The sequence below is a fragment of the Deinococcus betulae genome (assembly GCF_020166395.1).
Taxonomy (GTDB): domain Bacteria; phylum Deinococcota; class Deinococci; order Deinococcales; family Deinococcaceae; genus Deinococcus; species Deinococcus betulae.
This window is the reverse complement of the sequence record NZ_JAIQXU010000014.1, coordinates 86627-112454: the sequence shown is the minus strand read 5'-3', so window position 1 is coordinate 112454 and position 25828 is coordinate 86627. Positions and strand designations below refer to the sequence as shown.

16 protein-coding genes are annotated in these 25828 nt (G+C 63.0%); 9 read left to right on the top strand and 7 right to left on the bottom strand.

Features of this window, described 5'->3' with window-relative positions; all coding sequences use genetic code 11:
• Positions 1–35 precede the first annotated feature (35 nt).
• The gene (locus tag K7W42_RS11990; protein WP_224574919.1) at positions 36–899 is read right to left on the bottom strand and encodes a MurR/RpiR family transcriptional regulator; all 864 of its coding nucleotides are present in this window, start codon (positions 897–899) and stop codon (positions 36–38) included.
• A gap of 401 nt (positions 900–1300) precedes the next feature.
• Here K7W42_RS11990 and K7W42_RS11985 point away from each other — a divergent pair, with 401 nt between their 5' ends.
• Complete coding sequence (locus K7W42_RS11985; protein WP_224574918.1) at positions 1301–3298, top strand: glycosyl hydrolase family 18 protein; 1998 nt, start codon at positions 1301–1303, stop codon at positions 3296–3298.
• A gap of 54 nt (positions 3299–3352) precedes the next feature.
• Here the strand turns inward: K7W42_RS11985 and K7W42_RS11980 are convergent, their stop codons facing one another.
• From K7W42_RS11980 to K7W42_RS11955, 6 genes are all read right to left on the bottom strand, one after another.
• Positions 3353–4099 (bottom strand): eCIS core domain-containing protein, encoded by a 747-nt coding sequence (locus K7W42_RS11980; protein WP_224574916.1) that lies wholly within the window; start codon positions 4097–4099, stop codon positions 3353–3355.
• Between the two features lie 4240 nt (positions 4100–8339).
• Entirely contained in the window at positions 8340–8903 is a 564-nt protein-coding gene (locus K7W42_RS11975) for a phage tail protein (RefSeq protein ID WP_224574915.1), read from the bottom strand.
• On the bottom strand, positions 8900–9070 hold the full coding sequence (locus tag K7W42_RS11970; protein ID WP_224574914.1) for a hypothetical protein: 171 nt from the start codon (positions 9068–9070) through the stop codon (positions 8900–8902). Before K7W42_RS11970 ends, K7W42_RS11975 begins: the two co-directional genes overlap by 4 nt.
• Positions 9067–9471, bottom strand: coding sequence for a hypothetical protein (locus K7W42_RS11965; RefSeq protein ID WP_224574913.1), 405 nt, complete (start codon positions 9469–9471; stop codon positions 9067–9069). Before K7W42_RS11965 ends, K7W42_RS11970 begins: the two co-directional genes overlap by 4 nt.
• A gap of 22 nt (positions 9472–9493) precedes the next feature.
• The gene (locus K7W42_RS11960; RefSeq protein WP_224574912.1) at positions 9494–9958 is read right to left on the bottom strand and encodes a phage tail protein; all 465 of its coding nucleotides are present in this window, start codon (positions 9956–9958) and stop codon (positions 9494–9496) included.
• Positions 9959–10046: 88 nt separating this feature from the next.
• Positions 10047–11672 (bottom strand): phage tail sheath family protein, encoded by a 1626-nt coding sequence (locus tag K7W42_RS11955; protein WP_157457668.1) that lies wholly within the window; start codon positions 11670–11672, stop codon positions 10047–10049.
• Between the two features lie 281 nt (positions 11673–11953).
• On the opposite strand from K7W42_RS11955, the gene K7W42_RS11950 reads away from it, so the two are divergent.
• The 8 genes from K7W42_RS11950 to K7W42_RS23275 all read left to right on the top strand — a co-directional run bounded on the left by K7W42_RS11950 (position 11954) and on the right by K7W42_RS23275 (position 25760).
• Entirely contained in the window at positions 11954–12778 is an 825-nt protein-coding gene (locus K7W42_RS11950; RefSeq protein ID WP_224574911.1) for a Pvc16 family protein, read from the top strand.
• 40 nt (positions 12779–12818) lie between these two features.
• The gene (locus tag K7W42_RS11945; RefSeq protein WP_157457667.1) at positions 12819–13232 is read left to right on the top strand and encodes a GPW/gp25 family protein; all 414 of its coding nucleotides are present in this window, start codon (positions 12819–12821) and stop codon (positions 13230–13232) included.
• A 26-nt stretch (positions 13233–13258) separates the two neighbouring features.
• Positions 13259–15361: a putative baseplate assembly protein gene (locus K7W42_RS11940; protein WP_157457666.1), complete on the top strand. Its 2103-nt coding sequence runs from the start codon at positions 13259–13261 to the stop codon at positions 15359–15361.
• Positions 15361–16320: an FHA domain-containing protein gene (locus K7W42_RS11935; RefSeq protein ID WP_224574910.1), complete on the top strand. Its 960-nt coding sequence runs from the start codon at positions 15361–15363 to the stop codon at positions 16318–16320. Before K7W42_RS11940 ends, K7W42_RS11935 begins: the two co-directional genes overlap by 1 nt.
• Positions 16317–21161: an FHA domain-containing serine/threonine-protein kinase gene (locus K7W42_RS11930; protein WP_224574909.1), complete on the top strand. Its 4845-nt coding sequence runs from the start codon at positions 16317–16319 to the stop codon at positions 21159–21161. Before K7W42_RS11935 ends, K7W42_RS11930 begins: the two co-directional genes overlap by 4 nt.
• A 22-nt stretch (positions 21162–21183) precedes the next feature.
• Positions 21184–21822, top strand: a complete 639-nt coding sequence (locus K7W42_RS11925) for a CIS tube protein (RefSeq protein WP_224574908.1) — start codon at positions 21184–21186, stop codon at positions 21820–21822.
• Positions 21823–21825: 3 nt separating this feature from the next.
• Positions 21826–23610 carry a VgrG-related protein gene (locus K7W42_RS11920; protein ID WP_157457663.1) on the top strand — a complete coding sequence of 595 codons (1785 nt, stop codon included), beginning with the start codon at positions 21826–21828 and terminating at the stop codon, positions 23608–23610.
• A gap of 98 nt (positions 23611–23708) precedes the next feature.
• Positions 23709–25760, top strand: a complete 2052-nt coding sequence (locus K7W42_RS23275; protein ID WP_224574907.1) for a C39 family peptidase — start codon at positions 23709–23711, stop codon at positions 25758–25760.
• The last annotated feature ends 68 nt before the right edge of the window (positions 25761–25828 follow it).

The following is a 25828-nucleotide window of genomic DNA, read 5'->3' as shown; positions in this document are numbered from 1 at the left end:
GCAGTCTCCTTGGGGGACGTGACAGGCAGGGGAACTTAATACTTTTTCTCGACCACACTCTCGGCCGTGACGCGCAGAACGGCGGCGGCCTCGGGGCGGCGGGCGAGCAGGGCGGCGTACAGCACTTCCAGCACCAGCGTCTGGGACATCAGGGTGTCCAGCACGGCGTCGGTCAGGGGCTCTTCCTGGCGCGAGGTAAACAGCACCTTGCTGGCGTAGCGGGTCACGGGTGAACTGGCCCGGTGGGTAATGGCGACGGTGTAGTGGCCGTGGCTCTGGGCCAGGCGCAGGTGCTGCACGGTGTCAATGGTGCTGCCCGAACTGGTCAGGCCGATCACCACGCCGCCGCGCGGCAGGGTGGAGATGCTGACGGCCGCCACATGCGGGTCGGTGTGGGCCACAGCCGTGATGCCCAGGCGCAGCAGGCGGTGCGCAAACAGCTGCGCCACCAACCCTGAATTGCCCTGGCCGGTCATGTCCACCCGTGGCGCGCGGGCCAGCTGGTCGGCCACCGCTTCAATTACAGCGGGGTCAAGGAGGCGGCCGGTGTCTTCCAACGTCAGGGCGCTTTGCTTGACCAGGCGGGCGGTGTGGCCCGTCAGGTCGGCGCCGCTGACATTCTCGGGGGCTGTATCGCGCCCGGCCACATCGGCAGCCAGAGCAATTTTGAAGGCGTGAAAGCCAGCAAAATCCAGCTTGCGGCACAGCCGGGTGATGGTGGCTTCCCCTACGCCCGCCGACGAAGCCAGTTCGGTAATCGTCTGATGGAGCACGGTTTCAGCGTCACGCAGGACGTGGTCGGCGACTTGTTTGAGAGAAGGCGAGAGGCTGTGGGCGTGTAGCCGAATACGGCTAATGGCTCCCTGCGTGTGGGCGGGGCGTGAGAGCGTTTGACTCATGGGCCTCCTTGGCCTGGGGTCGGCAGTGAGTTTGATAAAGACAGCTTAGGGATGAAAATTATTTTTGTCAAATCCTGAAAAATCCAGGCGGGAATTTTCAGGTCTGGCGAATCGCGTGGGGCTTCATGCGCCGCGATGGCTTTCGGATGCTGTCCAACAGCAAAAAACTTCTCTTAGGAGGCAGTCGTTTTCCTGCTCAGCGCCAGCTTGAGCGCTGTTGCTCTTCAGTTCTTCCTCCTGCTTTGCTCTTCCTCAAAAGACTCGAAGCAGCCGACCGGCTGAGGTATGAAAAAAATTATTCTTCCTTCTTGACATCCTGAAAAAATATTTGCATGATGCGACTGTCCACAAAACGAAAGACCCCGGTGTGCCGTTCCCGTTCAACCCCTTTGAGGTGAGGTATGCACAAGACTGCTGCTCGGTTTACAGCCCTTCTGGCCCTGACATTGGCCCTTGGATCGTGTGGGACGCAGGCGCCGGTGGCGCACCAGGCCACCCTACAGGCCCAGGCCACGGGGCCCACCGCGACGTTTGACAGCACGGGGACCTGGGACACGGGCTTCACCGGCCGCATCACCCTCACCAACCCGGGCCCCAGCGCCATCACCGGCTGGACCCTCAAGTTCAAGTTCAATGGCAACGCTGCTGCCGGCAGCAGCGCTTGGGGTGCGGGCGGCAGCATCACCAAAGACAGCAGTGGTCTGTACACCATCACCCCCAACGCCTGGGGCGGCGCCACCATCCCCGCCGGTGGCAGTGTCACCATCGGCTATGACGGCTCTGGGCAACTCACGGGCGTCAACACCTGCACCCTCAATGGCGCCAGCTGTGCGGGCACGACCACCCCACCCCCGGGCGGTGACACCACCGCCCCCACCGTGAGTCTCAGCGCCAGTCCAGGGACGGTGACGAGTGCCGGGAACGTGACGCTCACGGCCACAGCGTCGGACAACGTGGGGGTGACGAAGGTGGAGTTTTATCAGGGCACGCGGCTGCTGAGCACTGATACGACGGCGCCGTTCACGGCGTCGGAGGCGGTGACGAGTGCCAACAACGGGAGCCGCAGCTACAGCGCCAAAGCCTTCGATGCCGCTGGCAACACCAACACCGCCTCTAGCAGCGTGACCGTCAGCATCGGCTCCAACCCCCCACCCAACACAGGCGGCTATAAGCGCGTCGGGTACTTTACCCAGTGGGGGATCTATCAGCGGAACTATCAGGTCAAGACGATGGACACCAGTGGCACAGCCGCCACCCTGACGCACATCAATTACGCCTTCGGCAACATCTACAACGAGGGCGGCACCTACCGCTGCAACATCGTGACCCGCGCCGAGAGCGGCAATGGCGACGGCGGCGACGGCTTTGCCGATTACGGGAAGTCCTTTGACACCGCGACCAGCGTGGACGGCGTGGCCGATGTCTGGAACCAGCCACTCAAGGGCAACTTCAACCAGCTCAAGAAGCTTAAGGCCAAGTACCCCGGCCTCAAGGTGCTGATTTCGCTGGGCGGCTGGACCTGGAGCAAGCACTTCAGCACGGCGGCCCTGACCGACGCTTCTCGCAAGGCACTGGTCAGCTCCTGCATTGACGTTTACATCAAGGGCAATCTGCCGGTGGCCGACGGTGCGGGCGGCCCTGGGGCAGCGGCGGGCGTCTTCGACGGCATCGACATCGACTGGGAATACCCCGGCGGCGGCGGCTTGCCCACCAACTCGGTCAGCCCGCAGGACAAGCAGAACTTCACGCTGCTGCTGCAAGAATTCCGCCGTCAGCTTGACGCTTACAAGTCGGGGCTACTGCTGACCATCGCCGCGCCCGGCGGCGCCGACAAGATTGCCAACCAGGACCCGGCCGCCTACAAGAACGCCGTGGACTGGGTAAACATCATGTCGTATGACTTCCGGGGCGCCTGGGACGCCACCGGTCCCACCAACTTTCACTCGAACCTGTACCCCAGCCCCAACGATCCTGGGACAGGTGTCACCAAGAATTACTCGGTGGATACAGCAGTCACGGCGTTCCTGAACGCTGGTATGCCCGCCAACAAACTGGTGATTGGTGTGCCCTTCTATGGACGGGGCTGGACGGGCGTGACGAATGCCAATAGCGGCCTGTACCAGCGGGCCACTGGCGCGGCGCGCGGCACCTATGAAGCGGGCTACGAGGACTTCAAGGTCCTGAAAACTGCCCCTGGCACGATCTACCGCGATCCCGTGACCAAGCAGATGTGGAAGTTCGACGGCACGACCTTCTGGAGCTATGACGACCCCGAAGTCATTGCCACCAAGATGGCCTACATCAAGCAGAAGGGTCTGGGCGGCGCCATGGCCTGGTCCCTGGACGGCGACGATGCGCAGGGAACGCTGGCCAAAGCCGTGGCCAACGGCCTGAAGTAAACCGAATTAGAAGGAGCGCCCCAGCCAGAACGGTGGGGCGCTCCTCTTGTGGCTTTACAGTCGGCGCAGTTCGGCGCCCAGCCGGTCACGCAGGCGGGCATATACCTCGCGCGCCACCTGATCCAGGTCCACCTGCGGCGTGGGTGCCACGCGCCGGCCCACCGAAGGGGTGCTAGCCGCAGGCGGCGGCGCGCTGCTGGGGGCTGGGCGGTCTGCGGCGGCCGCATGTGCCCAGGGGGTAGGCCCAGCCTGAGGAGGTGGTGCAGCTGGCAGGGGCATGGCCGCAGGCGGGGCGGTGTGATGGCGAGTGCTTGCCGCGGCTGGTTCATCCCAGACGGGCATGGCGTCCCAGGGTGCCGGCAGACCGGGCAGACGGTTGGCCTGAGTTCCTCGACGGCCCTGCTCTACGCTGGCCGAATCAGGCCGCGTCGTGTGTTCTCGCAGCGCGGCATGTTCAGTGGCTAGCGCCACGCCCTCTTCGTCATGGCTCTGCGCCTGTGGCGCGGCGCGGCGTAGCACTTCGGGGACAAAGTTGGGCCGGGTGTGCCGGACCGCGTGCGTGACCTCGTGGGCCGCTAGGGCCAGACCAGCTGGCGTATCCAGCCGCGTCTCTGGGGCCAGAAACACTGTTTGTCCTACGGTTAAGCCGTGGGCCTGGGCGGCCTTCAGAGCGGCGGGGACATGAACGTTCTGCACCACGCGCACGTCGCCCAGGTCCGTGCCCAGCGTTCGCTGGAGTGCCGCTTGCACGCTGGGTGCGAAGGCCTGACCGTGGCCGTCTCTTTGAAAGGCAGTCTGCACGGCCTGTGCCAGAGGAGCTTGTCCCGGCGTCTCTAGCGGAGTCCCCGGAACGACAGGCTGACTGGGCAATGGTGAACCGCTGCGGGGTTTGCCCAGGGTAGGCGGCCCCAGCCGCGCTGGGGGCGGTCTGACTTCAGCCGGCGCCCGCCCAAGTGGGGCTGGCGGCATGATGGGCTGGGCCGTTCCCAGCGCAGGGCCAGCACTGATGGGCTGGATACCTAGTGGAGCAGCAACAGGTGTCAGAGATGGCGCCGTTTGACTCACCGGCGAGACCACAGCATTGTTCGGCAAAGCGAGAAGGCCAGATGCCACAGGTGAGGCCGCCTGGACCACTGGCGGAAGTAGGCCACCGACATCAGGCCAGGTGGCTTCTGGCAAACTCCTCGCTGGTTGAGGCGCAGACCACCTGGAGTCGAAGCTTGTGCTGGTAGGTGGTGTGACTGGAAGCAGCGGCGAGCCAGCCACCGCACTCAAACTTGGTGTTCCTGGTAAAGCTGACGCCCCGCTCTCGGTCGTAGGCGGCTGGGCCCTGCTCGGCTCAGTGAAAACTGGGGTCCTGAGCACTGGCATTGCTAGATCTGACGGTGCCACTGGAAATGCAGAGGGCAGTGCCCCCGGCTTGACTGCTTCGGCTATTTGTGGCCCAGACCAAGGCGCAGGTACAGGCGCAACCGCAACAGGTGTAATTGGGAGAGAGGAAGGCGGCGAGCCAAGCGTGGCCAGTTCTGGCAGTTGAGGGTTAACTTGCCCCAACGCAGGCATCGTCAGCACTGGCTGAAGCGCCGGTGTCAGGGCAGGTAACACGGCCTGTGCCCTGTCAAACTGGGTGGGGACGCTGGGCAGTATGACGGCGGCTGAAGCTGCGATTCCACCTGGTTCTACTACATCTGCCTGAGGAGCAGGAAGGCGAGGCGGTGCAGCAGGCCACTGAATCGCGGGTGCCATAGCCCCGAAGCTCTCGGTTCTGGTCACCTCAGCTGGGGTGCTGAACTGCGGCAGTACAGGCTGAGTGACTGACTCTACAACAGGTCTAGCTGGTGTTAATGGATTCCACCTGGCTGGCCCATTCTGGAGTAGTGCTGGAGTGCCTGATGTCTGTACGGCAGCTGGAACGGGCAATGCTTTTGATGAAAGGGCAGCCCCTGACGGCGGCAGCTGAACAGGCATCACTGGTGTTGGCCCATTCACAGTGGGGTGAGACAGAGCCGCAGGCTGAGGCGCCAAGTCAGGCCGCGTCGGTCTTGATTCCGGTATCACCAAAGCTTGAGGCGCTGTGGTCTGAGGTCTGAAGGACTCAGAGTCAATGCTGTTGGGGCGAGGAGGTGCTGACAGCGCGGGTCCAGCCGACCAGGCAGTCAGCGCTGGCTCTAAGATCTCAGTTGCACTGAGAGGCAGAGAGGCGCTGGCCTTTGCCTCTGGTGCCATATCCCCTGGGTTTGTGCTAGGCACCGTGAAATTGGGTGTCGTCTGGAGAATGTGATCCCTCTGCGCAGGCGCCTCAACACGCTGGACAGCATTTGAGTGGGGTGGCGTCAGCGAGAAGGGAGCAGCCAAAGACGGCAAAGGCGCCGCAGCTGTGGGTGTAGGCCTTGATTCCTGTCCATTGAAAAGAGAGGGAATGAGAGGCGCTGGTAGAAGAGAAGCGGCAGCTGCCAACACTTGAGCATTTAAGGCCGGTGTAGGGCGAGGAGCCAGGACTGACTCTTGCTGAGGTGGCACCGGTGTAAAGGTCGGGAGGACTGCTGCCGGTACGGCCAGATGCGGTGTCGGCGTCTGTATAGTAGGAGCTGCCACCAGAGGCGCAGTGCGCTCACTGCTTGTAGTTAGCTGAGCTGGCAGAGGCGAGATTGCCAAGTCTGGTTGATCTGGCTGAGGGGACTCTGGAAAAGCTGACAGCACCACAGGTGCCTTAGGCTCAGGCAAGGGTGACCCACCCTCCACCAATTCGCGCCTAGGCATGGGCTTCACAGGGTCGGTGAACGTCGTAAAAGCCTCAGACTGTGGTTCGAGCGCGCGTGAAAGTGGCACGCTGGGCAGGATCACTGTCGGTTGCTGTGCAGTAGGTGAAGCTATAGGCAGCGATGGTGGAAATTGAACTGCTCCAACGGGCTTAGAGATGGCGGCATCTATGACCGGAGCCGAAGGAATAGTTTGCTGAGGGGCAACCACCGGTGCCAGTTGATCAGGTAAAGAAGCCCTTTCTTCCTGTCCTTGCGGTGCCAGGTCCTCAAGCGATGTGGCCTCTCGCACCTCGGGCATGGACTTTGCCAATGGGGCTACCGGCAACGTCGCGCCTGGTCCTCGGATCGGGGCTGGGGGAGGTGCACTCTCTGAAGTGGCAGAGCGGATTTGGGGCTGCTGCTGCTCCACTGGTGCCCTCTTGAGGAGGAAAGAGCTTGATTCCTGCCGCGTCAACGCGCGCGCACCCAGCTCAGGAGACATGGCCTGAGGCATTACCAGGTCAATCTCATCTAAGGGAGAGCGGTCCAGAGATGGCAATTCAGGGAGCTGGAGAGGAGCTGTCAGCAAGCGCGGCCGCTCTACTGTGTCGTTGCTTTCTGCTGCTGCATCCTCTAGATCTGATTGTCGAACAGCAAATGCCTGTCGCGGCTGCCCAGGTTGAGGCACGCTGGGGGCTGACATCACGGCCTCACCCGGCGGGGATGCGGCGCGGGGAAGCGCTGTGTCCGGTTCTTCGTCGGCCTCAGCGCCCGTGTCTTTGCGGCGGGTGGAAGCTGAGCGGGCCTCCTTACTGTGCCCAGCGCGACTGGCCCGCGCTTTCAAGCGGGTAGGGGCTGGGGTGGCCGGTACCGCCGCGTTGGAGAAGACTGGTGCTGGGGCTACCGTCTCGCTGGCTGTTTCGGTGGTCTGCGCTTCAGCCGCAAGATTCTGGTCTGGGTGGTGATCGTCCCAACTCTCCATGCGGTGCAGCGGAATCATAGAGGCGCTGACCTCGCCGCTGGCCTCCAGTTCTGCGTAGCGGTTCAGGCGAGCAAGAATGCTCTGCGACTGCTCGGCTGGAATAGGGGCCGCTGGTTTGACTTCCTTCTCTTCTACAGGGGGTGCGGCTGGACGTGGCGGCACCACTGGACGCGGCCGACGGGGCAGGCGCACCGGGATATCGCTGTTAGTGGCCCGCAGCAGGGCTTCCAGTTCGCGGCGCTCCTGCTCGTGGGCCGCGCGCACATCAGCAGTTAAGGGAGACAGCAGAGGAGGTGGCTCTTCCGCTAGGATCGCTGAATCATTGCTGGGCTCGGTGGTAGCCGCCGTCTGCGAGAGGTTCTGGGCGTCCTGTGGCGTAACTTGAGTTTCGTCCACAGCTGGTAACTGGGCTTCAGGAAGAGAAAGCTGTGGGTGCGCTGGCTCTGCCGCTGTGGCCGTCACTGGCGGCGAAACTGGGATGCTGGGGGCTTCTCGCTCAGGCGTCAGCGGTGCAGGGGCAGGCAGTTGAGCCTGAGGCCTGTTTGCTGCTGGGATTGCAGAGGATTCGGCCGAGGCAGAGCGACTCTCTGGTAGAGCGACTGGCTTTGCCACAGAGATTGCTGGGGGCAGAGGCGCCGCCGGAGAGAGAACAGGCGGCTGGGCAGCTCCAGCCTGCTCACCCTGATCGCGGGGCTGAAGAGTCTCCAGCTGCTGATTAAGGGCTAGAGTTTCTGCGAAAGACAGTGCGCGGCGGGGAGCTGCTGGTGTGACTGGTGTCTCGTCTGGCTCTGGGGCTGCCCAGGGGGCAGGGGGCATGCCCTGAACGGGCGGTGACGTGAGCAGGCCGGCTTCTAGCGCCTCTTGGGTGTCTCCATATGGGTCTTGCTGTTCGCTCTCCCAGACAGGATCACTTGAAAACGCTTCGGGAGCCTTTACTGGTGGCACTGCTACGTCAGGAGTTCGCGGGACAGGTTCACTCTGGAAAGACAGCCTCTCTGCCAGACGGCTGGCCGGCGAAGGTGCTGGCGGTGCAGGTGCAACGGGCGTCAGCACTGGCTCTGCAGGCGTAGGTGGCATCGTCACCAGGCGAGCGACGACACGGCGCGGCGCAGAAACACTCACAGGCGGAGTGACCCTGCCGGTTGGTAGAGCCGGCCAGGGCAACGCCGGAGCGGTGGGCCGCGCCGGGATATCCTGTTGAGTGACGGCCATGCGGGAAGCGTGTTTTAATCGGCGGAGCCGGTCGTCGAAGATGCTCACAAAACTCCTTTCCATTGTGCGCCGCTGGACAGGAGCATGCCGGTCGCAGCGGCGGGCGTTAGCGGCTGAGTTGCAGGAAACCGGCGTGGGCCAGTTCCAGGGTCTCTACGGCCACCGCATCGCCTGTGCCGGCGAATTGAGGTCCACTCCACTTCACGGGATAGGCCTGAAGGAACTCAAAGCGCACCAGCACATCACCCTTGGCCTGGTAGACGATGACGGTAACGTTGCGGGTATCTAAGTAACCGTTGACGATGTCCAAATACCATTCCAGCAGCTGCTGGCCAGCCACCACCCCTCGTTTCAGCGTCAGGTTCCCCATTTTGGACCGCACTGGAAGGCGCATGACCCGGTCATTGACGCCACCCTCAATGTGATCCATGGTCTCGGTTTCTATCTGAAGCCCGCTGACCTCACTAAAGGCCGCATGTTCGATGCCGTCTATAGCGACGTGATAGCGGTGATTAGATAGAATGCCGTAAGCAGCTTTCTGAGGTGTGGTCGGCACAGGTGTTGCTAGACCAAAGTTGCCAGAGACAGTCACGGGACCGGCCGAAATACGGGCGTTCCCGCTAACTCCAGACGGACCAGCGCGAACACTGGCGGCGACCCTGATGCTCATGGTTGTCCTCCTGTGCGGCGGGCACGCTCAAGCCGCAAATCTTCTAACAACAGCGCGTACACCCGCCGCGCCACTTCCTCGAGGTCCAGGCCGGGGGACTGCGCCGCTGCACGGGTGCCCACTGCGGCTGTGGCCCCCCCAGGGGACGGCTGGGGCGCTCCGCTCATGCGGGACTGAGCTCCTGGGTCAGGTCAAGTTCCAGCAGCGCTCCGCAGTGAGGACACTCGGTTTCCAGGGTGTTGTCTGCAGGTAGCACACTCGGAGCAGGTGCCGACCAGCTGACAGGGTGCACGGTGTTCAGATGAGCGTACAGAGCCTGAAGATGGGCAAAGTCAGCGGCAGGCAGCACCGCCAGCACTTCAGGCGTGACAGGCGAAAATGGCCCCAGACGCGTGACCACGCGGGCTAGCAGAAGAAGGCTATAGTAGGCCTCGTTCTGCTGTACGCGGGCGTCGCCCAGGGGTTCGATTTCGTCCAGTGCAGTGGCCAGACGCATCACGCCGCTGCGGTGAACCTGCCCGTCGGACGTAAACAGTCCGACGGGCAGCATGAAGGGAAGCTCGTTCACGCTTCAGTCACAGGAAGCGGCTTTAGCCACCAACCGGCACGCGCTTATAGCCCTCGTGCGTGATGGTCAGTTCCTCAATCGCCACTTCGTTGCTCTTGGCATCGTAAGTAGGGCCGTTGAGGTTACTAGGCCAGGCGCGATCAAACGTCCAGGCTGCAATGGGCTGGCCAGCTTGATTGTGCAGAGTAATGGTGCCACTACGGCGAGCTTCGTCCATCTTGCCTTCTTCCACTTGCTGACGCCAAGTCCACATATCCATGTCGTCAGTGATGCCGCGCTTCAGCACGATATCGTTGTACTTCATGGTACCCGCCTCACGAATAAGCACAGGACGGCCCTTCTCATCTGTGGCGCGGTACTCGACCACTTGGCTCTGGCTGCCCAGGCCGGTGCATTCACGGAAGGCACCAACGACTTTGTTATCAAACTGCACGCTAAAGTAGGCGGCCACCAAAGGGTCTTTACGGTTGGATGCGGGTGCGGTCATGACTGTACCTCCAAAGAGAAATGGGAAGAGACGTTAGGCTTGCGGTCAGGACAGGCGTAGTGTAACGTGCCTGTCCATAAACCTGTCTTTACTGTCCGCCGCCGGCGTACTGACTGAAGCGGAAGACGATGAATTCGGCGGGTTTCACGGGGGCCAGACCAATTTCAACTTGCAGGACGCCACGGTCACGCAGGTCGTCAGGGTTCAGTTCCTTATCGCACTTCACGTAGAACGCTTCGCGCGGGGTGCTGCCGAACAGCGCGCCGTCACGCCACACGCTGTTCAGGAAAGAGTTGATGTCGCGGCGAATGCGGAACCACAGGTTCTCGTCGTTGGGCTCAAAGACGGCCCACTGGGTGCCACGCTCGATGCTCTTTTCGACGTAGTTGAACAGGCGGCGCACAGGTACGTAGCGCCACTGGGCATTGCTGGACAGCGTCCGGGCGCCCCAGACGCGCACGCCCATGCCAGGGAACTCGCGGATGCAGTTCACACCGATGGGGTTCAGGATGTCCTGCTCGCTCTTGGTGACCTGAATGGCTGGCCCCAGAATGCCGCGCACCACTTCGTTGGCTGGCGCTTTGTGAACGCCGCGTTCCACGTCGCTGCGGGCATAAATCCCCGCCACAAAGCCGCTGGGCGGCACCATCATCGGCGAGCCGTCTGGCCCCTCAATTCGGACCCAGGGGTAGTACATCGCGGCGTAGCTGGAGTCGAAGTTGGTGTCCACGTTGCGCCACTTCACCGCCTGCTGGGGGGTCAGGTCCGGCAGGGTATCCAGCAGGGCGATGCGGTTGGCGTTGCGCTCACAGTGGTCAATCAGGGCGCGCTGCACGGCCTTGACACCGTCGGCGTTAATCATACCGGCCTGGTAGGCGCTCATCAGGTCAGGTACAGCAATCATACTGACTTCCTCAGCGATTTCCAGGCTCTCGATCCCGCTGCGGCTGTCCACGCTGCCCACGAAATCCTGGCCCTTCATCTCGCGGCGCTGCTCAATGAGGTTGCTGTCGGCCTGTAGCACGTAGCTGCCCAGTTCTGGGGCGCGCTCAACCAGCGGGCCGGTGGCGCTGGCCTCTTCGATGGTGATTAGGGTGCTTTCCTTGTTCACGACCTCAGCCACAGTGCGCGTGTGCTTTTTGCCAATCGAGACGTTGGGGAACGTCTCGGTGACGTCGTTACGCGTGACTTTCAGGGTGAACAGGCCGTCTGGCCCTTCTTCGGGGTCTTGCGGGCCCTTGCCGTCCTTGGGCTTGGCGTCCTGCGGCTTGATGGGGTCGGGCGCCAGGACTTCAATCTGAATGTCGCTCTGGCGGCCATCTTTGGCCACGATGCTCAGGCTGGGCACTGCTTTGCTGGCCCGGCTGGGCAGTTGCAGTGGGCGCGCCGCCTCGACAGTGCGCTTGCCTGCGCTGTCGCCCTGCTGAGGGACCAGGCGCACGACGTAGCAGCGTGTGCCGCCGTTGTTGAAAAAGGCGTACACACTCTGGGCCAGATAGGCGCCTTCCATGAATGGGCTGCGCCGACCGTTGGCGTCCAGGGTGCCGAAGATTTCGGTGAACTGCTGCCAGTTGGCCACAAACACAGGCGTGTTGGCCGGACCGTTAGGCGCAAAGCCCACAAAAGCCGCCGTGGTGGTGCTGATGCCCTCAATGGGTCTCGGTCCACTCTGGGATTCTTCGATATAAACGCCTGGGGACAAGTATTCAGCCATGGATTCCTCCGGGAAACATGCAGGGGTTAGCAGCACCTCGGCCTCAGTGGGCTAGTGTGCAGAAAACACTGATAGCTTCCACCATGCCAGATGTGGACGCACATGTAAACCGCAAGTCAGCAGACATGCGGCTCCGGAGGGGTTTATACTGACCAGTCACTCACGCGAGCAATCGCTCAATCTCTAATGAATACTGTTTCAGGACAAACGCCAGCCATGACAAATCTCACAGTTTTTGCTGTTCAAACCGCCGGAACTTGGCATTTGCCAGGAGCCGACCTGTGATCGCTGATGTCCAGCAGGGTCTCAAGGAACTCGTCTATACCGAAGCGGCCTTACCCCGAGAAGCCCTGGACATCCGCTTTGCGGCGCCCACCCCCAATTGGGTGTCTGGTCTGACGCGCCCCACCCTGAACTTCTTTATGTATGACCTGCGGGAAAATGCCGCCCTGCGTTCCATGGAGTTCAGCCAGACCCAGGTGCGCGGGGGTGTGCAGCGCACGTTGGCGGCCCGCCGCATTGACCTGCGGTTTCTGGTGACGGTGTTTTTCAAGGCGCAGTTAGACGAACTGGGGCGCGACGAGTGGAATGTGCTGTGGCGGGTGCTGGCAGCCCTGATGCGTCAGGGCGACTGGGACGACTCGTATCTTCCTGACGAGGCGCGGCGCCTGGACGTCGGGATTCTGGGCAGTGTCGGCCCTGCTGAGGGCACCCAGAGCGTGTTCAGCAGCCTGGGCCAATCGGTGCGGCCCCACCTGAACTACACCGTGACGGTGCCGCTGGACCTGAATGTGAGCAGTCTGTCGCCGCTGGTCCTGGAGCGCGACCTGCGGTTTTACTCTGGCGTGGGCGAGAATGCTGTGCCTGTCAGTGCGCGCCGCCGGTCCAGCTGGCAACTGCGCGACGCCGAGGGACTGCCGCTGGCCGACGCCCTGGTGAGGACGAACGGCGGGGCGCGCGCGTTCAGTGACGCGCGTGGCATCGTTCATCTGGATGTTCTCCGTGAAGAGGTGGGCCGTCTGGATATTCTGACGCTGGACGGACGCCAGCTGACCCTGAGTCCCGAGACGGCTCAGGCGCAACTGCACCTGGAGGAGACCCCATGAGCTGCCCCGACCTGACCCGGTGCCCACAGAGGCCCGCCGCATGACCAAATCCAGCCTGGCACTGCAAAACACGGATGTGCTGGGCACCGGCGTCGCTTTTCCTGTAAGCATGAATGCACGCGGGCAGCTCAGCATGATCTCCGGCGAACGGGCTGTGACCCAGGCCATCCTGACCCTGCTGATGACGGCGCGTGGCCAGCGCGTGATGAGGCCCGAATACGGCTGCCGCATTCACGAACTGGTGTTTGCGCCTGGCGATGCCACCACGCTGGGGCTGGCGTCGTATTACGTGGACGAGGCGCTGCGAACCTGGGAGCCGCGCATCGAGGTGGAAAACGTGCAGGCCCGACTTGATCCATCGGACAGCGCCCGCATCATCATTGAGCTGATCTACCGTTTCAAGGGAATTCCTGAACCCCGGTCGCTGGTGTTTCCCTTCTACCGCACCCCCTAAAGCCCCCCTCTCCCGGAGACTCTGCCTTGCCTCTACCCACCGTGAACCTAGACGACCGCCGCTTCGACGACATCATGGACGAGGCGCGGCGCCTTATTCCGCAGTTTTGCCCCGAATGGACCGACCACAACGCTTCGGACCCCGGGATGGCGATCCTGGAGGTCTTCGCCTGGATGACCGACCTGCTGCTGTACCGGGTCAACCAGGTGCCGGACAAGCTATTGATTGCTTTTCTGGACATGATCGGCGTGCAGCTGGCCCCGCCCCGCGCGTCAGGGGCGCCAGTGACCTTTTATCTGAGTGCGCCGCAGGACACCGCCCTGAGCATCGCCGCTGGCACTGAGGTCGCCACGTTGCGCACCGAGGTCAACGAGGCCATCGTGTTCTCGACCGAGCGCGCCGCCTTGATTCGGCCGCCAACCCTGCGCGGGCTGTACACCGCCAACACATTGGCGCAGGTGCGGCTGGACACCGAGGGGCAGGGCGGAGAAGGGCAAGGCGAGGCCACGCCGCACGACCTGGCGCAGCTGGGGTTGCCGGGTCACCGCTTTCCTATCTTTCAGTCGCAGCCGCGCCCCGGTGACGCACTGTTTATTCAGCTGGAAGGTGACCACAGCGAGCATGTGCTGGCCCTGAGCTTCGGCGTGGAATTGGCCGGGGGCGCAGGGGTCAACCCCAACCACCCCCCCTACGTCTGGGAAGCGTGGCAAGGTGGGGTCAGCCGCTGGGCGACCTGTGAAATTGAATATGACGGGACCCAGGCGTTTAACGTCTCGGGCGAGTTGATTTTGCGGGTGCCGACCATGCGGGAAGGCACCTTTTTCGAACAGAACGGGTACTGGCTGCGCTGCCGCCTGACCAACGAGCAGATGCACGCCGGATACAAGGTCAGCCCCGATCTGGAAACCCTGCGGCTGGACGCACGCGGCATCACGGTGTCGGCGCGGCACGCCACCAATGTCTCCAATGAGTTGCTGGGCCAGAGTAGCGGCGCGCCAGGCCAGCGCTTCCGGCTGCTTCACGGCCCTGTACTCCACCTTGACCCTGAGCGCGACGTGCTAGAGGTCACCACCATTGAGGGCGACGCCGCGCTGTATATGCCGGTGCCGGACTTTTCGACCTCGGTGCCCGATGACCGTCATTTCACCCTGGACGCGACCACCGGCGAGGTGGCCTTCGGGCCCAGTGTCCTGCAAGCCGACGGCAGCGTGTACCGTTTTGGCGCGGTGCCGCCACAGGGGTCAACCATCCGTATGCGGCGCTACCAGTACGGCGGGGGCGCAGGCGGCAACGTGCCGGCGCGCGCCCTGAGCGTTCTGAAATCCAGCGTGCCCTACGTGGCGCGGGTGACCAACCATGCCCCGGCCGCCGGTGGCCGCAATGGCCAGCTGCTGGAAGACGCGGTCCAGCGCGTGCCCTACCTGCTGCGCCTGCGCAACCGCGCCGTAACGGCCGACGATTATGAATTGCTGGCGGCCCAGGTGCCCGGCGTGGCCCGCGCCCGCTGCGTCACGCCGAATATGGCGGTGCCAGGCCAGACCTATCCGGGCCAGATTCGCGCGCTGCAGGTGCCGGCCGGGCAGGTCACGCTGGCGCTGCTGCCGCAGGTGTCCTTTGACGACCTGATTGCCCTGGACGACGTGAGCGCCGATCCCCTGTCGCCGCTGACCAGCCGCATCGCTCCCGAACGCCTGACCCTGAGCGCCGAGCTGCGCGGGGCGGTGCAAGAGGAGCTGGACCTGCGCCGCCCGGTGGGCACCACCCTGGACTTGCGTGCGCCGCAGTACGTGTGGGTGAGCGTGACGGCCACTCTGCGCGCCGCCGCCGGGGCCAGCCGTCCAGTGCGAGAGGACGTGCGCCGCCGCGCCATGCAGGCGCTGTACGGTTACCTTAATCCCTTTACGGGCGGCCCCGACGGCAAGGGCTGGCCTTTTGGCCGTACTCTGAGCCTGAGCGAGTTGTACGGCCTGCTGCGCGGCGTGCCCGGTGTGGAGGTCGCGGAAGACGTGCAGGTGGTCCTGACCGAGCCGGGCCAGCCCGAGAGCCGTGAAACGATTACCGGAAGCCTCCCACTGCCCCCCCAGGCGCTGATCGTCTCGGACGTGCATCACGTGCGGGTGGACCACTAATGGCCCAGTTGCAGGTGCGGCAGCGGGGCGAAGTGCTGCGGGTGGTGGTGCTTAGCCGTCAATTGTCTATCGGCCGCACCCCTGACAACGGCCTCCCGCTGCGCGACCCCAGCGTCGCCATTCGCCACGCGGAGATTACCGCCGAAAGCGGCGCGCTGCTGCTGACCGACCTGACGGGCGGCGAAGCTGTGACCTTTGTGAACGGGCACCGCCTGGCGCCCAACCAGCCGCACCGCCTGGAGCAGGGCGACGAGATTCAGATTGGGCCCTTCACCCTGTCGTTTCTGGCCGACGTCACGGCGGCGGTTACCCCTACGCCCTCCAGTGGCCGCGTGGACGTGCAGGGCGAACTTAGGGCGCGCCCGGCCCGGTTACCCCTGCCCACCTTTCCGGCGGAGCAGCCCCCCCGCGACGGCGCGGCGCTTTACACCGAGTTCCTGCCGCCCTTCTTTCAGGAATCCGAGTTTCTAGGGCGCTACCTCAAGATCTTTGAGGCTCTCTGGGAACCGATGCAGCGCCGGCAGGACAGCATCGAACTCCATTTCGACCCCCGAGTGGCGCCGCCGCAGGTCCTGGGTTGGATGGCCGGCTGGCTGGGCATTCCCCTGGACCCCCACTGGCCGGAGGGCCGCCAGCGCGCCTGGCTGCGCGAGGCCATCACGCTCTACCGCTGGCGCGGCACCCGCTACGGCCTGACCCGCGCGCTGGAAACGGTGTACGGCCTGACTCCCGTGCTGCGCGAGGACACCGCCCAGCCGCACACCCTGACCTTGCAACTCCTCGATTCGCCCGACGGCGAAGACACCGCCAGCCGTGAGGCCATCACGCAGTTCATCTTCATGCATGCCCCTGCGCACGTCCGTGTCACCGTAGAGTTTGTGGAGCCTTCCCCGCCCACCTCTCCCACTTCCGACGCCGCGCCTCCGCGTGACGGTTCGGCCACAGGACGCCGCGCATGACTGACACCAAGATTTTTCACCACTATCAGCTGGGCCGCCTGCTCGGCGGCGGTTGGCTCGGTTCCGTGTACGCCGCCACCGACCTCGACGAGAACCGCGAGGTCGCGCTGCGCATTCTGGACGACGCCAGCAGCGGCCAGTCGTTTCTCATCATGCAGCTCGAACGGCTACTGCTCAAAGTCACCTCGCTGCGCCACGCGCACATCCTGCCCACCGAGATGCTCCAGCAGCGCGACCACCGCGCCTTCTACGCCATGGAGCTGGGCCGCCAGGGCAGCGCGCGCCAGCTGCTGCAAAGCCAGGCGCGCGCCGCTCAGCCGCTGCCTATTGTCACCGCCACCGAGCTGATTCGGCAGGCGGCGGCCGGCCTGGCTCACGCGCACGGCCAGGGGCTGATGCACGGCAACCTCAAGCCCGAGAACCTGATTTTGCAGCCAGGCCGCGCCTTGCTGGGGCAGACCGGCTACGTCACCCAGCTGAGTGACTTTGGCCTGGCTGAGCTGCGCGCCGGGAGTTACGGCACCCACGACCGCGCGGTGGTGGGTGCCCTGGCGTACATGAGCCCCGAGCAGTGCCGGGGCGTGCGCAACGAACTGCGCACCGACCTGTACGCCCTGGGTCTGATCCTGTACGAACTCGTGACGGGCATGGTGCCCTTTGAAATCCGGGACGCCGCCGACGCCCTGGAAAAGCACCAGCACGTCGCGCCGCGCCAGCCCAGCCGCCTGCGCCCCGAGATACCGCCCGCACTGGAAGAAATCATTCTGACCTGCCTGGCCAAGGACCCAGACGACCGCTACCCCCACGCCCAGGCATTAGAAGCGGCGCTGCAAGAGGTTCTTAACGCCCTGATGCCTGGTGGCCCCGAGCCGACCCTGCGCTTAAGCGCGCTGCCAGTGCTGCCGCCGCCGCCCAGGCTGGACGGCGTGCAGCCAGCCGCCAATATGCAGCTGCTGGTGTTCAGCGAACGCCATGAACTGGAGCGCGCCCTGCCCGTCACCAGTCCCACCCTGACGATAGGCCGCGCGCCCGACAACGCCGTGGTCCTGGAGCATGTGGGCGTCAGCCGCCACCACCTGAATGTGGAATTCACCAGCGGCCAGGCGCATGTCACCGAACTGACCGCCACCAACGGCACGGTTATGGACGGTCTGCCCCTGACCCCCATGACCCGCCTGCGCTGGCCTGTGCGCACGCCGCTGTATCTGCGGCCCTACTGGCTGGTGCTGGTCGAGCCGCAGTCGGCCGCGCCGCGCCCGCGCATCGTGGTCAAGCCAGAACGGGACCGTATTCAGCTCTCGCCCGGCGTGCCCTATGAACTGGACATCATGCTGGCCAACACTGGCCGCACGGTGGACCACTTCCGGGTCAGCCTGGACGGCATTCCGCCCGAGTGGGTCCGGGACGCCCACGGCGAGGTGCAGCTGAATCCCGGCATGCAGGGGCAGACCAGTCTGACCATCCTGGCTCCGCGCGACAGCCGCAGCCGCGCTGGCGTCTACGACGTCAAGGTGCTGGCCCGCTCGCGCGAGAACCCGGCCGAGTCGGGGTCGGCACCCATGACCATCGAGGTTCTGCCGTTCCACGACCTGACCGCCACCCTGCTGCCGGCTGTGCGGCGCACCTGGCGGCGCACAACCTATGTGCTGCGTGTGGAGAACAAAGGCAACACGCCTCAACAGGCGCTGACCAAGCTGCTCGACCACGAGGGTCAGGTCGTAGCGGTGCCGCGCCCACAGGACCTCCTGAACACCAATATTCCCCAGCTGCCCATGATGGGCATGGGCCGGGGCATTGACCCCACCCTCCTGGCCCAGGAAGCGGCGCGGCAGGCCCAGCAGCAGGCCCGGACCGCTGCGGCGACGGCTGTCCAGCGCGTTCTGGGGGGCCGGGGCCGCATTCGCATGGACGGGCTGCCAGCCATGCTGACGCTAGAGCCGGGTCAGTCGGAGGAGGAAACCCTGAAGGTGCAGGTGCCCCTGCGCTGGTTCGGCACCAGCTCGCAGCACGAGATGCGCGTGGACCTCTACAGCGTGCCCGAAGCGGAAGACGCACCAGTTCACCTGCTGACCCAGGCGCGGGCCACCTTGCACCACAACCCGCTGATTCCGCTGTGGCTGATTCCTATTCTGCTGCTGCTGCTGGGCATCCTGATCTGGTGGCTGACGCGGCCGCCCCTCATCACCCAGTTTGCGCTGAGTGGCAGCGATACAGCGGTGCGCCCAGGCCAGCCTTTTACCCTGCGCTGGGACACCTCCAACGCTCGCCGGATCAGTATCTTGGAGCTGGGGGCCGATGGACAGAACCTGCCCGCCGATGGGACTTTCCAGGTCAAGAAGGGCATTGCTAAGGACCAGCGCTACACCCTGGTGGCCCGCTCGCTGATTGGCCGCCGCGCCGAGAAGTTCGAGGTGGTGCAAGCGCGGTTTGACCGCCCTGTCATCGAGCAATTTGACGTGAACCCGCCGCGTGTGGCCGGCAATCAGAAGATCACCGTGACCTGGAAGGTCCGCAACGCCGAGCAGGTGACCATCACCGAACTGGGCAAGGTACCTGCCAGCGGCAAGCGCACCTTTATCCCGGACAAAGATGTGACCCTCTCTCTCACCGCGCAGAACGGAACCGAACGCGAATCCGACACCCGCACCGTGAGTGTGCTGGGACCAGAGGTTGAGCTGTTCGAGATCAAGCCTGCGGAAATCCAGAAGGGCGAGAGTGCGGTGCTGAGTTGGGACATCCGCAACGCCACGACGGTCACCATTGACGGCCTCGGCACCGTGCCCGTAAAGGGCAACCGGACCGTGACGCCCAAGGAAAGCACCACCTACACCGTGACGGCAGTCGGTGGCGGCAACCTGACCAAGAGTGCCAATGCCCGCTTGGACATCACCTCGCCTAAGCCGGAATTCACCGAGTTTACGGTGACGCCGAATCCGGTGCGCTCGGACGGCCAGGTCACGATTAACTGGAAGACCAAGAATGCCAGCGCTGTGAACGTGAACTACGGCTCGGGTGCTGAGGACAGCGGCCCTGAAGGCAGTTCGGTGAAATCGCCCCCCGCCTCTGATTTCACAGTCACCCTGACAGCACGCAACGACGCGGGCGACCAGGTGCCCGTGAGCAAGCAAATTACGGTCACCCCTGTGGATGCCGCGGCCGAGGCTGCCGCCGCCGCCGAAAAGACGCGTCAAGAAGAGGACCGTAAAGCTGCAGCCGCCGAAAAAGCCAACATCCAGAAAATCACCTTCACAGCTGAACCCAAAGAGATTCTGGGCGAGGGCGACGTGACCGTGACCTGGAACGCGCCCGGCTGGACCTACGTGACGGTGGCGCCGCTGAAAGGGCCGATCAATAACAAGTTTGAGGCCCAGGGCAGCGAAACCGACGAGAAGCTGAACAAGACCCGTATCTACACCCTGATTCTGCCGCTCCGAAACGGCAAGCTGCTGAAACTGAACCGCACCGTGACCGTCAAGCCGCGCCCTGCCGAGATTCGGGACTTCAGCGCGTCCAGCACCAGTCTGGCTGCACCGGGTCCAGTGACATTGAAGTGGAACGTCGCCAACGCGAGTGCCGTGCGGATTGCGGGTCTGGCTGGGCCGCTCACAGGCGGCAAATGGCCAGCGAAGGGCACCACAGTGGTGAATTTGCCGCGCACGCGAACCTTCACACTCAGCGTGGGGCAACTGCAGAAGCCGCTGACGGTGAATGTCCGGCCTCTCCCCGTTACCATCAACAGCTTCACAGTGCAGCCCACGCAGATCACCGGTTCGGGCACTACCGTTCTGAACTGGGATGTAGAAAATGCCGCTGCCGTCCGTATTGACGGTGTGCGTGGCCCCAACAATGACGGCTCTTGGCCAGCAAAAGGCCGCGCCACTGTCCCTGTGAACGCCACACGCACCTTTATCCTGCGCGCCGGCGAGAGTTCTCAGAGCCAGACCGTCACGGTCAAGGCGCCGCCAACCCCGCGAATTGACAGCTTCCGGGCCTCCTCGTATTCCCTCCCGGCACCTGGGAAGGTGACGCTCAGCTGGAATGTCGCCAACGCCAGCGCCGTGCGGATTGCAGGCGTGGCTGGACCGCTGGCTGGTGGCCTGTGGAAGGCGCAGGGGAGTACGTCGCTGCAGCTCAGCAAGACCACCGTGTTTGTGCTGACCTCGGGCTCACAGCAGCGCAGCATCACCGTAAATGTGACACCGAAGACGACGGGAACCCAACCTATTGTCACCCCGCCTTCCGATCCACCCGTCAAGCCGCCCGTTAATCCACCGGCCAACGTGCAACAGCCGCGCATCACCTCCTTTGTGGCCACGCCCAAGAGCGTTAAGGCTGGCACGGCCGTTACCCTCAGTTGGGGGACCATTGGCGTCAGCAGTGTGCGGATTGAAGGCGTCGAGGGCACCTTCCCAGCCAGCGGCCGTACGAAAGTCACGCCTGCCCAGACCACCCAGTATGTCCTCATTGCCACAGGGGCCAACGGTGCCCAGCTGCGCAGCAACCTGGTGACCGTCAATGTCACGGCGCCCGCCAGCGCTTATGCAGACCTTGAAGGAGAGTGGGAACACCCCTTCGGCTCCTTTACGATTGTGGGGGTTAATGGGCGGCGTGCGACCGGCACCTTCACCAGTAACCGCGGTGACATTCCGGACTTGCCCATCGAACTGACCTTTACCGGAAGCTCTATTACCGCCCTGTCGCCGAACCTAGAAAACTTCCGTTTCGTCGGCTCACTGGTCACTGGTCGGAAAGCGCTGGAAGGCTTCTACACCCTGCGGGGCCAGAGCGAACGCTGGTGCGCTTACCGCCCCAACACCCCCGCCCCTCAGAGTTGCCGCTAAGCAAGCCAAAGGAGGATGAGTCATGGCTCTATCAGGTGCAGGAGGACAGTTTGCCCGCGCGCAGATTGTGCCCGTCGAAGGTGAAGGCAAAAACCGGAGAAAATACGCTCCGATCAAGTGCATGTTCAACCCCAGCGAATACACCATTTCCCGCAGCATCATGTGGGAGACGGCCTCCAATGACAGCAACGACACGGGAAACAAGGTGTATAAGGGAGGCTCGCCCGCCAAGCTCACCCTGGAACTTTTCTTCGACACTTACGCATTCCGGAAAAATGCCGAAACGGTCGAGGATGTACGGAAGCACACCGAGCGCCTGTGGGAACTTACGCGGCGAGATGAAAACTCTTCGGAGACCTCCAAGCAGTCTGCCGTCAAAAAGAACCGGCCCACGAAAGTGCTGTTTCAGTGGGGGGGCACCTGGCATTTCGAGGCCGTGATTCTGGATATGGAACAGAAGTTCACGCTGTTTATGCCAGACGGCACGCCGGTGCGCTCCATTATCAAGGTGACCTTTGAACAGGCCGATAAAGCCACGGCCTTTTACGGCGAGGATGCGGGGGGCCCACGCACCGCCCACGTCAGCCGGGGGATTCGCAACACAGCGAATTCGGCCGGCTTCGTGGGCGACCTGCGCCGCACGCCTTATGGGAAAGGCTAAACGATGACCCGTACGGTTCGAGATCCCCTTGAAGGGTCTGTCAGCAGTCTCTATATGAATGTGGACGGGCAGGACATGTCCCGCGACCTGTTCGAGCTGATTCACGAAATCACGGTGGACAGTAGCTTGCAGCTGCCAGATGTGGCGACGATCACGCTGCGCGATCCCGAGGGCGTCCTGGTGGACGACGAGAAATTCCGGCTGGGTGCCCGCATCAAGATTGTGTCGCAGGTGCAGGACCACAAGGAAACGGTCTTTGACGGGGAACTGGTCGAGGTCGAACCCCGGTTTGTACGGGCCACCCAGCAGCTGCGGCTGCGCGCCTTTGACCGCTTGCACCGCCTGGCGCGCGGCACGCATACCCGTTCGTTTCAGAACATCAGCGACTTGGACCTGGTGAAAAAGCTGGCCGGCGAGGCGGGCATGACGGCCAAGACAGAAGGCAGCAGCGTGGTGCATCCCTACGTGCTACAGCACAATCAGACCAACCTGGCGTTCCTGCGCGAGCGGGTCTCACGTCTGGGCCTGATTCTGTACGCCGACGGCACCACCCTGCACTGCCAGCCGGTCAAGGGCCAGGACGCCATTGACCTGGCCTGGGGCGACAACCTCGCCGAGTTTCTGCCGCGACTGACCAGCATGGCGCAGACCAGTCAGAGCACCGTGCGGTCCTGGGACCCCAAGCAAAAACGCAGTGTGGTTGGCCAGGCCACCAGCGGCCAGGGCAAGGCCGAGGTCAGCGAAAGCACCAAGAGCGAGGGCGTGGCGCAGCAGGCTTTCAACATGAAAGCGCCAGCCACCTCCAGCACCCTGATCGTGCGCGAGCAGGGCTACGCTGCGGCTATCGCCCAGGCCCAGCGCAATACGGTGGCCGAGCAGCTGCTCGAAGCACGCGGCGTGACCGCTGGCTATCCCCGCCTGACCGCCGGCACCACCTTGAACATCAAGAATGTGGGCAAGCGCTTTAGCGGCAAGTATGTGGCCAGCAACGTGCGCCACATCTACCGCAACGGGGAGGGCTACAGCACCGAATTCAGCGTGACGGGCAGCCGCCCCGATTCGCTGGGCAGCCTGCTGCGGGCAGCCGGGACAGGCGGCAGCGGGGGCGGCGACGCGCCGTATACGCCGGTCCAAGGCCTGATGATTGGCATCGTGACCAACAACAACGACCCCGAAAACCAGGGCCGCGTCAAGTTGAAGCTCCCGGCCTTGACCGAGGAAGACGAAAGCGACTGGGCGCGCGTGGTGGGGCTGGGCAACGGCAGCAACCGGGGCTCACAGACCCTGCCGGAAGTGAACGATGAGGTGCTGGTGGGGTTTGAGCACGGCGACATTCACCACCCTTATGTCATCGGTGGCCTCTGGAACGGCAAGGACGCGCCGCCGCGCCCCAGCAGCAAGGCCGTCAAGAACGGCAAGGTGATTCAGCGGGTCTACCGCACCCGCCTCGGCCACGAATTTATTTACGAGGACCCGGACGATCCCGAGCCGCCCAAAATCACCCTCCAGAGCAGTAAGAAACATGCGCTCGAACTGAATGACGACAAGAAGAAACCGTTCGTCGAACTCCGCTCTAAGGATGGTCACCGCCTGACGCTGACCGAGGGCAGTGCGCCGCAGGTCATTCTCCGGGACAAGAACGGTAACGAGGTGCTCCTGAATACCCGCAGCAACACCGTGACCATCAAGAGCACGGGGAAGCTGGAACTCAAAGCCACGACGGGCATCAGTATTGACGCAGGCGGCGGCAATGTAGACGTGCGCGGCGTCATGATCAACCTGAACTGAGGGCGGCCAGACTCCGGCCTTGCGTCCTCTTCCTTTCTCAGCATGGAGGCGGCATGACTCTTCAACAACGACCAGCCGAAGGCGGCTTTCTGGAACAGGTGGAGCGGGGGCTGGACGGGCTGACCGACTTTGTGCGGGACGCCCTGGGCCTGGAGCAGCCCAAGCCAGCGAAGGCGCCGGGTGCTCCCTCTGTCAAAACCGGCCAGACCTGGACGCGCGATTTTAAGCACGACACTGGCCAGCTGACCATGCACCTGCACCTGAAACGCGGGCCAGACGGGTCGCTGGGTGGGCATTACGCCGTGCAGCCCAAGGGCAAGTCGCGCGGGCAAAACTGGCCACTGACCGGCAAGCTCCTCAAAGACGACACCTTTACTCTAGTGGGCACTCAGAACGGCGCGCGCTTTGCAGGGTCGCTGCGCGGCGGCGTGCCCCGTGTCAGCGAGTTCAAGAACCGTAAGTTTGCCCTCCAGGACATCACCTTTGCGCGCTTAACCCCAGCCGCACCGAAACCTCAAGCGGCCCCCAAGCCTCAGCCGGCGGCCAGCACCCCGCAGGCCGGTGGCCCACACACAGGTGGCCCACACACAGGTGGCCCACACACAGGCGCCCTGCCTGATCTGCCCGCTCTGCGGGAACCCGGCTTTCTGCCCCGGCTGCGGCAGGTGGCCGCCAGCGTCAACACCACGCCAGAAATTGTGCTGGCGTTTTTAAATCTGGAAAGCAGCCTGAATCCGGCTATCAACAAAGATAAGGCCTCGCAGTACAAGGGCTTGGGGCAGATTGGTGACGCGGCGCGTAAAGATATCAATCGTCATATTCAGAAACACAATCTGGCTCTAAAAATACTGAATTCAACAAACGAACTCACAGCCCTGAGTGCGACGCAGCAACTGGCGTATATTGAAATCCACTTGCAACTTCATATGCATGGTGTGGACAAAAAGAAGAAGGCAGCAGGGAAGACAACCTCACTAGAAGAGGTCTATATGGGCCATCTGGGTGGGAGTGCCACCTACGCCCAGAAAGATGTCTGGGTCAGTGAAGGAAGCGCGGCTTACCGCCAAAATCCAATGGATGCCGACAACGACGGTCACAACACCCCGACTGAAGCGGCAGACACTGTTCGCGGAAAATTTACTAAGAATTTTCAGGCCAATCTGGATGAGCGCAGCCGTCACCTCAAACCCACCACGCGAAAATTCGAGGGTAAGCTGCAGCTGTTTTATGTCTACAACGAGAAGTACGACAACGGTCTGCCTCTGTTCAGCCTTGACCCAGTGACACCAACACCGGTGCCAGCGCAGGAGTTTCCCAAGCCCCCGGCGCAGGCTGTCCCCAACGACCAGGAACCCTCAGACGAACCAGACACCCTGGACCGCCTGATGAAGTTCAAGGAAGCCACGCCCGAATACACCTTCCAGCAGATTCGGGTGGCGCGCGAAGTCATCAAGTTACAACCTCAGTCGGCGAGGCCAGAGCTGTACCTGATTTTGCAGGAGAAGACGCCCCACCATTCCCAGCGCAACAACTTGAGCCTGGGACGGGATGTCGATGGAGACCGTCAGGGCGCCCGGATCGGTAATGTCATGTGCAACCTGACGAGCGCCGCAATGGTGCTGGAACAATTGGGGATCGAAAACCCAGACCCTGAGCACTTCCCACAGTTTGAGGATTATCTGGAGGACCTGCGCCGTAAGTTTGTGGATGCCCGGTATCAGGAACTGTTGAAGGCAGGACTGTCACAAAAGAAGGCCTGGAAAGGATCTTACGGTCGTTTTCACCGCACTATGCAAGAAGGCTGGGGTAAGGTGTTAGAACTGATGGGCGCGAGTCATAAAATTATTCAGCCTAGCACCGAGCGTGAGTTCTGGGAATCCGACATCAAAGGCGAGCTGTCCCAAGGCAATGCTGTGATGTTTAGCATCAATGGCCACATTGTTCGTTTGCAAGGGATGAATGAAAAAGGCCTCATCGTAGATGATCCATACGGGAAGTCGGTCCTCCTTAAAAACACCAATCTGGAAGCCAAATACAGAGCTGGAAAGTATGACCATGATGCAGGTCAAAGTGGGAACAATACGGTCTGGACCTGGGACAGCGTAAAACAACATGCAATGCTCTGGATTGCTTCGGTCAAAAAGAAGTGAAATGAAGAAGACGCCTCTACGATTCATTGCGCTGTTGGGTCTGACCCTTTCGCCTGCTGTTATGGCAG

Excerpts from the sequence above, each read along its gene's own strand:
- K7W42_RS11930 (WP_224574909.1), top strand. The coding sequence starts at position 16,317 with ATGACTGACACCAAGATTTTTCACCACTATCAGCTGGGCCGCCTGCTC.
- K7W42_RS11945 (WP_157457667.1), top strand. The coding sequence starts at position 12,819 with ATGACCAAATCCAGCCTGGCACTGCAAAACACGGATGTGCTGGGCACC.
- K7W42_RS11960 (WP_224574912.1), bottom strand. The coding sequence starts at position 9,958 with ATGACCGCACCCGCATCCAACCGTAAAGACCCTTTGGTGGCCGCCTAC.
- K7W42_RS11935 (WP_224574910.1), top strand. The coding sequence starts at position 15,361 with ATGGCCCAGTTGCAGGTGCGGCAGCGGGGCGAAGTGCTGCGGGTGGTG.
- K7W42_RS11955 (WP_157457668.1), bottom strand. The coding sequence starts at position 11,672 with ATGGCTGAATACTTGTCCCCAGGCGTTTATATCGAAGAATCCCAGAGT.
- K7W42_RS11970 (WP_224574914.1), bottom strand. The coding sequence starts at position 9,070 with ATGAGCGGAGCGCCCCAGCCGTCCCCTGGGGGGGCCACAGCCGCAGTG.
- K7W42_RS11985 (WP_224574918.1), top strand. The coding sequence starts at position 1,301 with ATGCACAAGACTGCTGCTCGGTTTACAGCCCTTCTGGCCCTGACATTG.
- K7W42_RS11990 (WP_224574919.1), bottom strand. The coding sequence starts at position 899 with ATGAGTCAAACGCTCTCACGCCCCGCCCACACGCAGGGAGCCATTAGC.
- K7W42_RS11925 (WP_224574908.1), top strand. The coding sequence starts at position 21,184 with ATGGCTCTATCAGGTGCAGGAGGACAGTTTGCCCGCGCGCAGATTGTG.
- K7W42_RS11920 (WP_157457663.1), top strand. The coding sequence starts at position 21,826 with ATGACCCGTACGGTTCGAGATCCCCTTGAAGGGTCTGTCAGCAGTCTC.
- K7W42_RS11975 (WP_224574915.1), bottom strand. The coding sequence starts at position 8,903 with ATGAGCATCAGGGTCGCCGCCAGTGTTCGCGCTGGTCCGTCTGGAGTT.